At 54.2% G+C, this 15,271-nt stretch carries 13 protein-coding genes; 6 read left to right on the plus strand and 7 right to left on the minus strand.

Translation table 11 applies throughout. The features are described 5' to 3' along the window. The first annotated feature begins 165 nt into the window (after nucleotides 1-165). From PORUE0001_RS05440 to PORUE0001_RS05450, 3 genes are read left to right on the plus strand one after another with little or no spacing between them, the layout of a single operon-like run. Entirely contained in the window at nucleotides 166-1,488 is a 1,323-nt protein-coding gene (locus PORUE0001_RS05440) for a PhoH family protein (RefSeq protein WP_039865695.1), read from the plus strand. A 34-nt stretch (nucleotides 1,489-1,522) separates the two neighbouring features. Continuing rightward, nucleotides 1,523-2,014: a preQ(1) synthase gene (gene queF, locus PORUE0001_RS05445; RefSeq protein ID WP_007365465.1), complete on the plus strand. Its 492-nt coding sequence runs from the start codon at nucleotides 1,523-1,525 to the stop codon at nucleotides 2,012-2,014. Nucleotides 2,015-2,026: 12 nt separating this feature from the next. Beyond that, complete coding sequence (locus PORUE0001_RS05450) at nucleotides 2,027-2,923, plus strand: diacylglycerol/lipid kinase family protein (protein WP_007365495.1); 897 nt, start codon at nucleotides 2,027-2,029, stop codon at nucleotides 2,921-2,923. A gap of 127 nt (nucleotides 2,924-3,050) precedes the next feature. On the opposite strand, the gene PORUE0001_RS10890 is transcribed toward PORUE0001_RS05450, so the two are convergent. The 7 genes from PORUE0001_RS10890 to PORUE0001_RS05475 form a co-directional block, all read right to left on the minus strand. After that, nucleotides 3,051-3,818, minus strand: a complete 768-nt coding sequence (locus tag PORUE0001_RS10890) for a hypothetical protein (RefSeq protein ID WP_007365485.1) — start codon at nucleotides 3,816-3,818, stop codon at nucleotides 3,051-3,053. Nucleotides 3,819-4,036: 218 nt separating this feature from the next. After that, nucleotides 4,037-4,447, minus strand: coding sequence for a hypothetical protein (locus PORUE0001_RS10895; protein WP_007365496.1), 411 nt, complete (start codon nucleotides 4,445-4,447; stop codon nucleotides 4,037-4,039). Continuing rightward, entirely contained in the window at nucleotides 4,426-4,707 is a 282-nt protein-coding gene (locus tag PORUE0001_RS10900) for a hypothetical protein (RefSeq protein ID WP_007365466.1), read from the minus strand. The genes PORUE0001_RS10895 and PORUE0001_RS10900 overlap by 22 nt, the downstream gene beginning before the upstream one ends. Before the next feature lie 377 nt (nucleotides 4,708-5,084). Continuing rightward, nucleotides 5,085-6,317 (minus strand): peptidase T, encoded by a 1,233-nt coding sequence (gene pepT / locus PORUE0001_RS05460; RefSeq protein ID WP_007365477.1) that lies wholly within the window; start codon nucleotides 6,315-6,317, stop codon nucleotides 5,085-5,087. Nucleotides 6,318-6,332: 15 nt separating this feature from the next. Further along, a complete protein-coding gene (locus PORUE0001_RS05465; protein ID WP_007365519.1) occupies nucleotides 6,333-7,595 on the minus strand; it encodes an HAD hydrolase family protein in 1,263 nt (420 codons plus the stop codon). Between the two features lie 11 nt (nucleotides 7,596-7,606). Then, nucleotides 7,607-9,415 carry a hypothetical protein gene (locus PORUE0001_RS05470; protein ID WP_007365476.1) on the minus strand — a complete coding sequence of 603 codons (1,809 nt, stop codon included), beginning with the start codon at nucleotides 9,413-9,415 and terminating at the stop codon, nucleotides 7,607-7,609. A 43-nt stretch (nucleotides 9,416-9,458) separates the two neighbouring features. Then, nucleotides 9,459-12,470, minus strand: a complete 3,012-nt coding sequence (locus tag PORUE0001_RS05475) for a tetratricopeptide repeat protein (RefSeq protein ID WP_007365510.1) — start codon at nucleotides 12,468-12,470, stop codon at nucleotides 9,459-9,461. A gap of 622 nt (nucleotides 12,471-13,092) precedes the next feature. Here PORUE0001_RS05475 and PORUE0001_RS10085 point away from each other — a divergent pair. The 3 genes from PORUE0001_RS10085 to PORUE0001_RS05485 are packed head-to-tail and all read left to right on the plus strand — an operon-like array spanning nucleotide 13,093 to nucleotide 15,260. Next, nucleotides 13,093-13,320: a 4Fe-4S binding protein gene (locus tag PORUE0001_RS10085; protein ID WP_004331567.1), complete on the plus strand. Its 228-nt coding sequence runs from the start codon at nucleotides 13,093-13,095 to the stop codon at nucleotides 13,318-13,320. A 14-nt stretch (nucleotides 13,321-13,334) separates the two neighbouring features. Continuing rightward, nucleotides 13,335-14,414 carry a 3-methyl-2-oxobutanoate dehydrogenase subunit VorB gene (locus tag PORUE0001_RS05480; RefSeq protein ID WP_007365497.1) on the plus strand — a complete coding sequence of 360 codons (1,080 nt, stop codon included), beginning with the start codon at nucleotides 13,335-13,337 and terminating at the stop codon, nucleotides 14,412-14,414. A gap of 42 nt (nucleotides 14,415-14,456) precedes the next feature. After that, nucleotides 14,457-15,260, plus strand: a complete 804-nt coding sequence (locus PORUE0001_RS05485; protein ID WP_007365492.1) for a thiamine pyrophosphate-dependent enzyme — start codon at nucleotides 14,457-14,459, stop codon at nucleotides 15,258-15,260. Nucleotides 15,261-15,271 lie beyond the last annotated feature (11 nt).

The following is a 15,271-nucleotide window of genomic DNA, read 5'->3' on the forward strand; positions in this document are numbered from 1 at the left end:
GGGACGAGCAAGAGACAAGCTCGCAAATACGAACTAGAAGAACAGACCAATATGCCAACCGCCAAAAAGAAGACCACCTCTGCCACGACAGAGCGTAAGGAGACTATTAGTAAGAGACCCTTTAAGATGAAGCCACGAGCCAAGGCCACGAGCCCAGCTACCGTCCTGTCGCATAGTAAGAACTTCGTCCTAGACACCAACGTTATCCTGCACGACTACGAGTGCCTGGATAAGTTTGAGGACAACGACATCTATCTCCCCATCGTCGTCCTAGAGGAGCTAGACAAGTTTAAGAAAGGCTCCGATCAGATCAACTTCAACGCACGTGCTTTCGTTCGCAAGCTTGATGAGCTGGCTGGCGCTGACTTCTTCGAGCATGGCGCTGACCTAGGAGAGGGGAGAGGGCGCCTCTACGTCTATCTAGGCAATAAACCCCACGAGCGTGTGGCGCATGCCTTTGGCGAAAACATCCCTGATCATAAGATCCTGAGCGCTACACTACACATCGCTGAGGCAAACCCCTCCGAGCGCACCATACTCGTGAGCAAGGACATCAACCTACGCATGAAGGCTAAGTCGCTCGGCATACCTGTGGAGGACTATTTCAACGATAAGGTGCCGACTTTTGATCTCTTTGACCAGGCTCAGCCGACCTTCGAGGGGATTGATGCAGAGCTTATCAACCGTCTCTACGACAATGAGCAGGGCATCTCACTCGACGAGCTGGACTTCGGCAGTAAGATACAGCCCAATGAGTGCTTCGTCCTCAAGAGTGATCAGAGCAGTGTGCTGGTGCGCTACAACCCCTTTGAGGCGATGGTGCGACGAGTCGATAAGTATACCCACATGGGCATCACGCCGAGGAATGCGGAGCAGGCCTTCGCCTTTGACGTACTGATGGATCCCAACGTGCTCCTCGTGGCGCTCTCGGGCAAGGCTGGTACGGGCAAGACGCTCCTAGCTCTAGCTGCAGCTCTCGACCAAGCCGACCACTACGGGCAGATTATGCTGGCGCGGCCTATCGTGGCGCTCGCCAATAAGGACCTAGGCGCTCTGCCTGGTACGGAGCAGGAGAAGGTGAGACCCTATATGCAGCCACTCTTTGACAATCTGAATGTGATCAAGTCTCAGATGAAAGGTGGCAAGCAACAGGCTGAGCTGGAGAAGCTACAGCAGGACAACAAACTGATCATCGAGGCGCTCGCCTATCTACGTGGTCGTAGCTTGGCGGATGCTATCGTAATCGTTGATGAGGCGCAAAACCTAACCCCGCACGAGGTCAAGACAATCATTACACGTGCTGGTGAGGGGACGAAGATGATCTTCTGCGGTGACGTGGATCAGATCGACTCGCCTTATCTAGACAGCCAGAGCAATGGTCTCGCTTACATGATCGATAGGATGCGTGGCGAGACGCTCTTCGCTCATGTTAACCTAATCAAGGGCGAGCGTAGCGAGCTGAGTGAGCTGGCTTCGCATCTGCTCTAATTCTAATATTGTAGATACCCCCAAAACCTCTAATATGAAAGAAACTACATCTCCCTCCACGGCTCGTGATGGAGCCGTCGAGGGGCTCTCCCTACTAGGCAATAAGCGCACAGTCTACGCACAGGACTATGATCCGAGTGTGCTGGAGGCTTTTGAGAATAGGCATCAAGACCGAGACTATCACGTACGCTTCGAGTGCCCTGAGTTTACTGCGCTCTGCCCGATCACGGGGCAGCCTGACTTCGCTACTATATATATAGAGTATGTCCCAGACGTGCGTATGGTCGAGAGCAAGAGCCTCAAGCTCTATCTCTTTAGCTTCCGCTCGCATGGCGCCTTCCATGAGGATTGTGTCAACATCATCATGGACGACTTGATCCGTCTGATGGACCCGAAGTATATCGAGGTGACGGGCGACTTCTCTCCTCGCGGAGGCATTAGCATTGTGCCCTTTTGCAATTACGGTCGCCCTGGCACTCCATACGAGGCGTATGCGCGTGAACGTATGCTCGCCTTCCACCACTAGATCGACTGCGGTATGAAAGGGGCTAAACGAAAGTACCTGACCATCATCAACCCGCACTCTGGTACAAGCCGTAAGACGAGTATCCCAGAGCTAGCTTACAACATCCTCTCTGAGAATGGTAGCGAGCTATACTTCGTCTACACCAACGAGCAGGGACACGTGGCGCAGATCATAGACGATGTGGCGACCCAGGGCTTTGATGTGGTGATCGGTGTCGGTGGTGATGGCACGATCAATGAGGTAGCCGATGCGGTACGCCCTACGGATATGGCGATGGGCATCATCCCGATGGGCTCGGGCAATGGATTGGCGCGCTCTCTAGACATACCGATGGATCCTGAGGGTGCGCTGGAGGTCATTCGCAAGGGGTATGTCAAGCGGATCGACTGCTGTGAGGCAAACGGGGTCCCATTCTTCGTTACCTTTGGCGTAGGCTTTGATGCGCAGGTGACGGCTAGCTACGATCAGAAGAGCTTTCGTGGCCCGCTCTCGTATATCATCTCGACGGTCGATCAGTTTATCAAGCACAAGTCCTCGCTCTATCGCCTCCATCTCAATGGCGAGGTGATCGAGCAGAAAGCCTTTCTCGTGACCTGCGCTAATGCGGATCAGTATGGCAACAACGCTATCATAGCTCCCGAGGCGGAGCTGGATGACGGGCTCTTTGATGTGGTGGTCATCCGCAACATGTCCTTACTGAAGGCTCCGCAGGTGGCGATCAACCTCTTTACCAAGAACATCAACGAGAGCGCCTCCATCGATATCTACCGCACCGACCATCTAATCATAGAGCGTGAGGAGGCGGACTATGCGCAGGTGGACGGCGAGCTCCTTGAGCTAGGTCGTCGCATCGAGATCACCATCCAGAAGCAACAGCTCCCCATCCTGGTCCCGCTGCTTAAAAGCTAACTCTCCCAAATGGAGCTCTAGCCCAAGCATTGATCTATAAAACAAGAGCCTGCCCGCTGGTTAGCGAGTAGGCTCTTGCTCTGCTTAGTGCACTGGAACTGTCGCAGACTGGCGACAGACTCCTTGCTTAGTGGTGTATGTAGCGAGTATTTAGGCGTATTTGTTTGCCTGGTTCGGGCTTGTAGTCATCGCCAGGCCAGAAGTCTGAGCCAAGCAGTGTGGAGCCCAGTCCCGTCAGCTTTACTACATGCAGAGAGATGGTGTGCTCTGCATTGTAGTAGTACCAATACTCGTTGCCGAACTGATCCTTGCCTAGACCAGTGTACTGGTAGCCTGCCTTCTCGAGGACTGCCCTGAGCTCCTTGTCAATACCCGTCTTGAATTGCTTGGTAGGGTTGATCGTTAGAGCACCCTTATTATAGACATTCATATTGTCCTTGGTAGCATTACTTGCGGCGCAGTAGTGATAGCCACTGATGGCAGCTGCTTTAAGCTTAGAGAGGCCCTTAATAGAGACCTCTAGGCGAGTAGAGGCATAGTCAATTTTGCCATCATCGCCTTTCATAGGAGCTCTGTAGGTGACATCCTCCCCCTTAGCCATCTCACTGGTGTAGATAGAGCCTGCGGGTGTCCCTGGGGTGGGCACATCAGCAGGGTTGAACTTCTCGCCAAAGTTGTAGGAGGGGAAGATGCTGGTGTCCTCTGCAACGTTAGGTGCGGACGGCTTCTTCTTGGCACTGAAGCTAAAGACGATACCCCCCTGTGTCTCTGTAATGAGGACTGTGTAGTAGTTATTTTCGCTACTGAAGGTGTTTCCACCGACGATCGTCTTAGCAGGCTTGCTAAAGCCATTGCGTACAAACCACAGGCCTACATCGGGGTTGCTCTCGACCATATCAATGGTGAGTGCATGGCTGAGCGCTAGGATGCCAGGCTCGTAGGTAGTACCATTGCTTGTGTAGCCCTGTGGGTAATAACTGACTATGCTGAAGTTACCCTTCTTCTTGTCCTTAGCTACGAAAGTCGCACGCTTAGGATCATTGAGCGACTTCTCCTGTCTGAGCCCTAGAGTAGCTTCATACTGACGGATCTCATCTAGAGAGGTCTCCTCAGCTAGCTTGCTGGCAAGGGGAAGTCCTGGAGTGTCTTGTCTAGGTCTACCTCGGCGACCGACCCTGGCATCGGAAGGAAGGAAAGCTGCGCATAGCCAGCTACTGCACCTCTTGATACGCCTACGATGAGGTTGCCCTTGCGATACATCGGAGACTTGCTGGAGCTTTCGTCCATAGCTTCAAAGCCGTCATTGATGGTCATTATGTCAAAATCCCGTCTGACATCGCCCTTCTGGTCGTAGACGAGTTGCTCATCAATGAGCACGGTTGAGATCTGTAGCTTACCCTCGCCAGAATTGCCGATGAGGTAGATGCGTAGAGGCTGCTTGCTACTCTTGTCTTGAGTGTTAAAGACGTAGTTCTTGAGGTTATTACCCTTTGCATCGGTGATTACTTTCTCCGTTTGTAGCACGGAGCCATGAGCTGCCTCCCACTTTTGAGAGGATGCTCTCCTGCCGTAAAGTCTACGAAGGGTATTGGCAGATGCTTTAGATTGCCATCAGCATCTAGCTCATAGATAGGCGTGTACTCGCCCTGCTGGATGGGATCCTCCTTGTTGGGGTCTTTCTTATTGGGATCGCCTCCATCATCGGGACAGTCTTGGTAACAACCGACCAGCCCAAAGCAAGTTGACATGATCAATGCGAGGATCAGAGAGATTTGTTTATTCATAGTTCTAACCTTGTTAGTTTATATATCAGCGCTGGCATAGAGACCAAATAGCGAAGGAAGGTACCCATAGCAGATGACTGTCGTCAATCTTCTGAAGAAATAGACCTCCCTTGCGAACAAAGATACAAAAAGAAAGAGAACTACGCTCGTCTGCTAAAAGGTTCCACCGCTGGAACCGAAGAGTTCCTCCGTTGGAACTAAAAAGTTCCAAGAGGGGAACTACTTTTGGAACTTGTAAGTGTCAAGAGGATAGTGCGATACGAAGAAGCTTTGACAGCGCCCTTTGGCAGTAAGGGGACGATGAAAAGAGATGTAGCCCGCTGGTAGGAGAGATTTCCTATTAGCGGGCTACACGTTTAATGTGTTGGGGTTGGCTTTTACTCTAAAGCTCCCGATGTGGCATAGCGACGGACTAGCTGCGTCACGATGGCTAGGCAGCGCTCCATAGCATCGAGCGAGCAGTACTCGTGGATGGAGTGGAAGTTGCCCCCGCTGGTGAAGATGTTGGGGCAGGGGATGCCTCGCTCCGAGAGGACCGCCCCATCGGTGCCGCCACGTATCGGCTGGATGATAGGCTTGACACCGACCGCCTCATAGGCTGCCACCGCATGCTCGATGACCTCTGGGTGCGGAGCGATGTAGTCGTACATGTTGCGGTACTGGTAGGAGACTTCGACCGCTAGCTGTGCGGCGTGTGGCTCTTCGTTGATCTGCTGAGCCACCTCTCGGATGCATGCTATGCGCTCCTCTAGGAGCTGGCGGTCGTGGTCGCGGATGATGTACTCAGCGGTTGCGGACGAGACATCTCCCGCCATGTGGCATAGGTGCAGGAAGCCCTCTCGTCCCTGGGTTACCTCGGGTCGCTCGTGCGTGTAACCTAGTCTGTAGTCGAGCTTGATGAGCGACTGGAGTGCGTGGCGCATCGTGTGGTAGGCACTGCCTGGGTGGACGTTGTGTCCTGTGGCGGTGATGCGTACGGAGGCTGCGTGAAAGCATTCGTACTCAAACTCGCCCTCAAGTCCTCCGTCGATGGTGTAAGCGTAGGTCGCCTGAAGCTGGCTCTCGTCAAAGGACTCTAGCCCTCGTCCCACTTCTTCGTCTGTCGTGAAGGCTAGTGCGATAGGTCCGTGCGCTAACTCGGGCTTGCTCTGTAGCTCCGCAGCGAGGGTCATCAAGATGGCGACGCCCGCCTTGTCGTCAGCTCCGAGGAGTGTCGTACCATCGCTCGTGATGAGCGTATGCCCCACATAGCGTAGCAGGTCGGGGTAGTCGCTGGGACTGAGTATGCTCCCCTTTAGCTGAATTGGCTTGCCGTCGTAGTTGGGGTGGAGACAGGGAGAGACCTTTTCGCCAGGAGCTTCGGGAGAGGTGTCTACATGAGCGAGGAGCGCGATGCGGGGAACCTTTTCGTAACCGGCCGTGGCGGGGATTTGCGCTATCACATAGCCCGCATCATAGCAAGTGGCAGGTATCTGTAGCGCCTCTAGCTCCGAGTGAAGCAGACGGAGCAAGTCCCACTGACAGGAGGTCGAGGGCTTCGTCGGACTATTTGGATCGGAGGTGGTGTGCACCTTTGCGTAGCGGAGGAATCGCTCTAGGAGTTGGCTCATAGTGTGTGCAGAGGCTTAGCGCTGCTTGAGGATACTATTGATGACGCGGCAGGTGGAGATGAGCTTACCGCTCTGGGTGGAGTAGATATCCACGTTCCAGACGTGGGTGCTGCGCCCCTTGTGAAGTATCGTGGCGACGCCGCGCACGGTGTCTCCGACGACTGTCGAGGAGACGTGGTAGCCACTCACCTGCATGCCGACTTGTATCTCGCCTTCGTTGGCTATAGCCACTGAACCTAGCCCCGCGAGGGTCTCGGCAAAGGCTAGCGAGGCGCCTCCGTGCAGGATGCCCATTGGCTGTCTCGTGCGACTGTCCACGGGCATCGTGCCAGTGACATAGCCCTGCGCTATCTCTGTGCAGCGCATGCCGAGCGCTCCCATGAGTGTGTTGGGCATGATAGCGTTGGCATCTTCTGGGTCAAAGGGAACCCCATCGTAGCGCAGCTTGATCTGCTTGGTGATCATGTGGGCTAAGCCCGCAGCATCGCAAGAGGTGGTGATATAGTCGGCGCAACTCTTGAGTGGCTCGGGAGCGTTTGCCATAGCTACGCCTAGTCCAGCGCGCTGTACCATGGCGACATCCTCTAGGGTGGTGCCGACGGCGATGATGTTTTGCTGGTTAAGGTCTAGTCGGTCTAGGATAAAGTCCAGCGCACCCCGCAGGCTGACGCCAGAAGCCACGATCGAGAGCTCATTCATCGGCTCATCGTAGAGGGTGGCGGTCAAGGTTTGCTCGGCTTTGAGCCGTTCGCTCAGCTTCTCCAGTCGATCCTGTCTGGCTAAGATGAGCGCTCTAAAGATTGGTTCGGAGGGCGCTTGGAAGGATTCGTCCGCTTCGGCCAATTCCAAGATCGGCATACCCCAGAGCTTGGCGAGCTGTAGGACACGAGGCTGATGGGTCTTGGTCGCGTAGAGCGCTTTCTCGCCAATGAGTGCGAGCGTGTAGTCGCTATTCACCAGCTCGTAGAGACGAGTGAGCTCGGCGGGGCGGAGTGGGCGAGAGGCCAGCTCACGACCCGTGCGACAGTTGTGAACGCGTGCGCCTAGATGGGAGATGATGTAGCCACTATTGCGTGGTAGTTGCAGCTGCTCGGAGAGCTTCAGGAGACTAGTCATAGGCGCTTCGCTGGCGATCGCCACACGTAGAGCGTACTCCTCCTGCACCTCTAGGAGAGCTTCGCGGTCCTCTAGCGCTATCTGCCCATTGCTCCCGAGCAGACAGTCACGGTCTTTGATGGCGAGGAACTTATAGCCACCACTCTTTGCTTGATCTGTCATAGGACTCCTTATTATAATGCGGACCAGTTAAACTGTACCCCGATGCGCCCGCTGTAGGGCTGCTTCATATTGTAAGTACCTAGTCCATAGTACTGACTGTCGAAAGTGGCAAAGAGCGTCCACATATCCGTCAAGCGATACTGCGCTGTCACCTCAGCGGTAAACCTTGTGAGCGAAGCCCACGCTGCGCCCTCACGAAGCCCAGTCTTGGGAGCCTGAGCGGGGTGAAGGATCTTTGGTGAGAGGCAGGTGTCGTAGTAAACCACCCCACGAAGGTCTAGGCGACGCATAGGACGGACGGCCAACTTCGCATAGCTCTGGAAGTAAGGCTTGGGGACGCGGACGGAGAAGTTCGCCTGACGGTTGAACTGCGCTCCGAGGCTCAGCTCACACACCTTTGCGATGACCGTAGAGAGGTCTAGACCTGCGTAGAAGATGTCTAGCTTCGTGTAATCATTGCGCTGCGACTGTAGCCATGAGCAGTAAAGCTCTTCGCCAGTGTAGTAGGGTAGGAGGTTGAAGCCGTAAGTGCGGCCATAGTGATCGTACCCGCCGTACAGCTCGTAGGTGCCAGAGCCGAGCTGGAGCTTGACGCCTGTGCGGGAGCCGAGCTGCTGACGCTCAGGTCTAGGCAATGCGTTGAGCATGACACCTGGTATGCGAGCTAGGTAGTCAAAGGGGAGGACATCTTGTATTCCACCTGAAGCCCGCAGGTACCACTCCCAGCGCCTCTGATCAGAGAGCGACAGACGAACCTCTGGGTAGACCAGCACCTCTTGGTTGGCAAAGTCCACGCCGACACCGCCTGAGAAGTCTAGGTCGGCAAAGTTAACGAACCCACGATAGCGGAACTGCGGGTGTGCCCTTAGGAGAAAGAGCTGTGAGGGCTGACTCGTGCGGATGCGCATATCGGCGCTCAGTCCGAGAGACCAGTCTTCAGAGAGCTGCACAGCGGTAGCTCCATCAGCGTCAATCGTATGTAGATATTCGCTAGCCAGGAGGTCGCCTGGGGCTGGGCTAGGTAGTGAATGGTATAGGAAGGCGTAGCGTGCACCAAGGTCAAAGGTCCAGTTATGCGCCTGGAGGTTCTCTATGCGACCCGTTAGGCTATACTCGCGTAGCTTGTCTTGCCAACGGGTGCGGTCCAGTAGGGGGAGCGTACCCATCTGCATTCTATGCTGCGTAGGGGTGTGCGCAAAGATGTGACTACGGATGCCTCCCTGCAGCTTGACGGTGCTCTCCTTCCAGTGATAGCTGTAGCCTAGGACTCCCTCGGTAGCGTGGCGGTACATCTCCGTCTGTCGGGGAACTTCCTCAAGGTAGTGATAGTCTGGATCGGACTGGTCCATAGGTCCATGCACGGAGCGGTTAGGCCCGTTCTTGCTGAGCGTGAAAAGCTCCGAGCGATGCGTCAGATCGAGAGAAAGGACATTGTGCTTGCTCCCAAAGTGCCACTGCCCCGCCAGATCCCCACCGAAAGCCGGTGCAAAGCCTCCGAAGAGCCGAGCCATGATCCCATTGTAAGGCTGAGGCACCTCACGGGCAAAGCTAGACAGCTGAGGCGTCGGCGCTGGCGAGAGGGTAGGTGTGAAGTCTCTCGTGGAGCGAGGTGTGGCTGGGTTGTAGCGCTCTATCTGAGGCTTCGTCAGAGGTATCAGCGTAAAGATAGGATTGGTGTCATCTATCTGTCTCACCTTTTCGCTCACCACGGTGACCTCACGGCTGATCGTGTCACGCTTGGCGGGAGGGGTGGGCTTTTGAGCTAAAGCTGGGAGCAGACTGCTGAGCAGTACTGGGAGAAGTATGTATAGTCGTTTCATCGATGATAGGCTTAATCGTGAGAAATGGAAGGCGAGAGGCGCATTAGCGAGCCGTACTTTGGCGAAGCTGTGCGAGCTTCTCTGTGGCGCGCTGACGTATCGGCGAAGTCTCGTCGGTGTAGTTCTTGAGCAAGCTCTCTAGGTATAGTCTTGCCGTGTCGGGATCCCCCTTGGCGAGGTACCAGTCGGAGAGCGTTATGATCGTCTCAGCAGATAGATCGGGGTCTGGGTAGGCTTCGTTGACCAGCTTGTCCAGTAGCTGCTTCGAGTAGCTTTGCTGCACCTTGTTGGAGACGTAGTACTGAGCTAATAGGAGCGTCCCCTGACTGCCAGCGTAAGTCCCTATGCGAGCGACAAGAGGCTTTAGCAAAGATTCGATCTGGTTGCCACGACCTGTCTTCAAGTAGCTGGTAGCTAGGCGACAAGTCAAGAGGTCTAGTTGCTCTTGGCTCCATCCCTTAGCTTTGTCTAGCTGAGGGGTTACGACCTTGATGACCCACGCATACTGTCCTGCGTGGAGTGCGCTCTCAGTAGCTGAGAGCAGTGTCGTCTGATAGCTCGCAGGGGCTAGCGGTAGTGTGAGTAGCTCTTGCTGCAAAGGCAATGCCTGCGCAAAGGCTCGCTGATGAAGGCGGATCGTAGACATCCTTTGGAGCAAACCAATGTGTAGCTCCTGCGACAGTTGCTTGCGACTGGGGTAGATGCGCTCATAGAGTGTCAGAGCGTCTGCCTCCTTACCAGCACGTTCGTAGAGATCGCCCAAGTAGTAGTGCGCTAAGAGCGAAGAAGCACCTTGTGGCTTCAGGGCTAGGTACTCCTTGAGCAAGCGCTCTGCCTGTGGCTGTCTGGACTGGTAAGCACGCTCGGCCGTCTCGAAGGAGATGCTCATCGCCTCGCTCTCGTTGATGGCATAGCTGCCGCCGATGCTATTGGCGTACTGGACAAACTCAGTGGAGCGTCCCTCCTCGATGTAGATACTCTTCAGCGCTTCGTAAGCTTGCTTCGCCTCGCCACTCTGTGGCGCCTCTGCGAGGAGCGCCTTGTAAGTCTCGATGGCTCGGTTCGTTTCGTTCCTATTATAATATAGTAGTGCCAACTGCAAGGCAGCCTTGCGCCCATACTCGCTCTGCGGGTACTCCTGCGTCAGGCGTGTGAAAGTTCCGATAGCCTCCGCATGCTGTCCGTACAGTTCCATAGCTCGTCCCTGATCATACATAGCGCGAGGCTTGTAAAGGCTGTTCGGATGGCGAGCGATCAATTTATCAAGTGCAGCTATCTGCGCCTTGTAGTCCTTCTTGAGACCCTCAATGTCGGACAGCATATAGAGCGCATAGACCTGATTGTCAGGAGCGATCCTGTAAGCCTCCTCGTAGTAGCGTACGGCAGGTGTGTAGTGTCCCTGCATATAGTGCGCATCGCCTAGGCGAGCGTGGACATCCGCCTGCAGCGTATTATCGAGCGTGCCCTCTTGGAGTAAGATAGAGAGCGTCTGCGTGGCAGCACTGTACTGCTTCTGCTTGATCTGACTGTAGCCCAGTAGGTAGCGAGCTATCTGTAGCTGTGCGCTAGTAGCTGTGCGCTTATTGAGGATAGCAGTGAGGGCTTGTGAAGCACGCTTGTAGGCTCCCTGCTGAGAGAGGAGTTGCGCCCCTAGTAGCTCCGCTTCAGTGTGGTGTGTGGAGCGCGTGCCGAGCCCTTGCGCTTGCTGGTTGTAGTGCTGTGCTAGGGCTAGGTCGCCCGCCTGTTGCGCCTGCTGTGTGAGCTGATTCAGCAGATAGCACTGCGCCTCTACAATAACGGGCGAAGGATTCTTGATACGTCCTATCGAGGCTAGACTAGTCAGGTAATCGGGGCTGCGGTAGTAGCTCTCAATGAGGAAGTGCTCCATCGCCTCACGGTGTGCCGACTGGGCGAATGTATTGAGAAACTCCTCGCAGAGCCTCACCTCCTGACCAAACGACCCGCCCGCCTTACTGCGCATCAGCAATACCTGCTCATAGATGGCAGCTTCACGGATCGTAGGAGCTACAGCTCTATCTGCTGCCACCTGATAGGAGGCCAAAGCTTCGGAGTAAAGCCCCATATCTCTACGAGCACGGGCTAGGTAAAGGTTGGCCACCCCGCTCGTCTCCGCATCGCCACGGGTCGCTAGGAGTAGATGCGGGATCGCTTGCTCCGTGCGCTCCGTCTCCATGTAAGCCGCTGCGAGGATAAGTTGGTCTTCGGGTGTTAGGGCATTAGCCTTTTGCTCTGCTAGTGGAGCGAGACGCTCGATAGCTTTGCTCGGCTCCTCCAGACGATACCACGCGTTTGCCTCTAGGATCTGACTCTCCGTGCGCTGCTCCTCCGAGAGGCGTGCCGTAGCAAGTGCCTCGGTGTGCGTGAGCACCGACTGATAGTTTTGCCGATAGAGGGCTATCCGCGCCAGTCCTAGACGAGCGTCATACTGCAGGTCGCCCTGATCCTGTATCGGGAGGAGCGTGCGCTCAGCCTTGTCTAGATTGTTTTGCGCTATGTATAGTTGCGCTAGATAGAGCCTAGCCACATCGCCCCAGTAACCTCCATTGTCAGCAGTCAACTCAAAGAGTCGCTCGACCTGATCTACAGAGCGACCAGACAGTAGGAGCGCATAGGCCATCTTGACCTGCCACTCGCTCCGCGCCTCACGTGTCAAGGTGCGCTCACGCACCTGCTCTAGCGTATGGCGAGCACGATTGTACTCCTTATTATATAGGTAGTGTGTGGCACGAGCTATGCGCGCTATCTGCGCCTGACGGGAGACGGGCTCTCTGGTGATATACTCCTCCAGCTCGGCTGCAGCACTCGGACGACCCAGCAGATGCGCCCCATAAGTGGCAAACCACCCATCCGCCTCGCTCAGACGTCGTGTAGAAGAGAGGAGCGTCATGGTGCGTAGGGGCGAGCCAGCTGCGAGAGTCACCTCGATGGCATGCTGCTCGGTGGGTCTGCTAAAGGTCTCTTGCGCCTGTAGTGGATAGGCTAGTGGCAAGCTACCACAGAGCAGTAGCGTATATAGGTATCCTTTGTAGTTCATCGGTAGTAGTCTTATCTGATGGGGGGCGAAGTCCTCTGGATACGCCCAATCGATTCTAACGCAAATCTACTGAAATAACTCTTGAGGGCAAAATATAGTCAAGCCTGACACCTGATACAAGATGACTTCATCGATGGCACTATCAAGGAAATCGGACAATTCCTCGGTGGAGATTGTTGATTATCCTGCGAGGAAACGAAAAATTCTTCGGAACTTCGAAATCTTTCTTCCGAAGTTTCATTTCATTCTTCCGAACTTTTATTTCCCGGTTCCGTGGGGAATTTTCATTTGCTCCTTGGAAATCCACGATTTCCTCGGTAGAATTTGGAATCAGCGGAGATGTAGGAGTCACTGTGGAGTGAGGTTAGAGCGCTATATAGCGAGGATCTAGCCATATTTTCCAGGTTTGTCACTGTATGTAGCTCCTAGAGGGGAGGATTACAATGCCACTTTCAGGACTCTCTACGGATAATATATCTAGAAAGCAATCTTTTTCGCTACCTAATGGTAGGTATTCAAAATATTATTCGTAACTTTGAGGGCGAAGAACTAATTGTATCACGGTACTCGACTTTTATCCGTTGAGATGAGAGGGGGTACAACAATCTATAAAGTACTACACATGGCAAAATTTAGAGGAGCAATCGTAGTCAACGAGCAGCGCTGCAAGGGGTGCAACCTCTGCGTTGTAGCATGCCCTACTACGAGTATCTCGCTTCACCCTGATGAGGTGAACGATAAGGGGTATCACTACTGCTACATGAGTAGCCCCGAAACGTGCATTGGCTGCGCAAACTGTGGCGTGGTTTGTCCCGACGGTTGTATCAGCGTCTATAAAGTAACCCTTTAATCCTAATAGCTATCATGGCAGAAGTAAAACTGATGAAGGGCAACGAGGCCCTGGCACACTCGGCAATCCTCAACGGACTGGATGGCTATTTCGGATATCCTATCACACCTCAGTCTGAGGTCCTCGAGACTCTTATGTCGCTACGCCCCTGGGAGAAGACTGGCATGGTCGTCCTACAGGCTGAGAGCGAGGTCTCTTCTATTAACATGGTATACGGAGGTGCTGGCGCTGGTAAGCGTGTTATGACCTCCTCCTCTAGCCCTGGTATCAGCCTTATGGCTGAGGGTATCAGCTACATCGCTGGTGCTGAGCTACCTACTCTGATTGTCAACGTCATGCGTGGTGGCCCTGGTCTAGGTACGATCCAGCCAAGTCAGGCTGACTACTTCCAGACCACTAAGGGTGGTGGTCACGGTGACTACCGCCTCATCGTACTAGCTCCTTACTCTGTACAGGAGATGGTAGACTTCGTAGGTCTCGGTATGGATCTAGCATTTAAGTATCGCAACCCCGTCATGATGCTTAGCGATGGTATCATCGGACAGATGATGGAGAAGGTGGTACTACCCGATCAGAAGCCTCGTCACACCGATGAGGAGATCGCTGCTAGTTGCCCCTGGGCTACTACGGGTCATACACCTGACAAGCGTGCTATCATCACTTCTCTCGAGCTAGACTCAGCTGTGATGGAGCAAAACAACCTACGCTTCCAGGAGAAGTATCGCAAGATCGAGGAGAACGAGATCCGCTACGAGGAGACGATGACGGAGGATGCTGACTACGTACTCGTAGCTTTTGGCTCTTCTGCACGTATCTGTCAGAAGGTCGTTCAGGTGGCTCGCCAAGAGGGTCTCAAAGTAGGTCTCGTACGTCCTATCACGCTATGGCCTTATCCATACGAGGTGATTTCCAAGCTCGCTGAGCGTGGTGTCAAGGGCTTCCTCTCTGTCGAGCTCAACGCTGGTCAGATGGTCGAGGATGTCAGACTAGCCGTCAACGGCCGTTGCCCTGTAGAGCACTTCGGACGTATGGGTGGTATGCTATTCTCTCCAGATGAGGTCCTCAACGCTCTGCGTACGAAGCTCGTCAAGTAAGCTTACCCTCTTATCAATAACCAGTAATAGACAACGAATATCATGGATATAAAGGATATAACCAAACCAGAGAACTTGGTATATCAGAAGCCAAGTCTGCTCAATAATAATACGATGCACTACTGCCCTGGCTGTAGCCACGGTGTCGTGCACAAGCTGGTTGCAGAGGTCCTCGAGGAGATGGGCATGGGCGACCAGGCCGTCGGTATAGCTCCTGTGGGCTGCTCCGTCTTCGCATACAACTATATAGACATTGACTGGCAGGAGGCTGCTCATGGACGTGCGCCCGCTGTCGCTACTGCTATCAAGCGTCTCTATCCTAATAAGCTCGTCTTCACCTATCAGGGTGATGGTGACCTAGCTGCTATCGGTACCGCTGAGACGATCCACGCTGCAAACCGTGGTGAGAACATCGTCATCATCTTCATCAACAACGGTATCTATGGTATGACTGGTGGTCAGATGGCTCCTACCACACTACTCGGTATGAAGACTGTCACCTGCCCTGATGGTCGTACACCTGAGCTCAACGGCTACCCACTCGTCATCTCTAAGATCCTCTCTGAGCTAGACGGTACTTGCTACGTCACACGTCAGAGTGTACACACGGCTGGTGCTGTTCGCAAGGCTAAGAAGGCGCTACGCAAGGCTTTTGAGAACTCACTCGCAGGCAAGGGTACCAGCGTCGTTGAGTTTGTCTCAACCTGCAATACGGGCTGGAAGATGACTCCTGCTAAGGCTAATGAGTGGATGTCGAAGTTTATGGTCGACAAGTACGCTCTCGGTGACATCAAGGATGTCGAGTCTAAGGGTAGCAACGACGAGGTGGTTACAATGAAAATCTAATCAGACGAAAG

This window comes from Porphyromonas uenonis 60-3 (genome assembly GCF_000174775.1).
GTDB classification, from domain to species: Bacteria; Bacteroidota; Bacteroidia; order Bacteroidales; family Porphyromonadaceae; genus Porphyromonas; species Porphyromonas uenonis_A.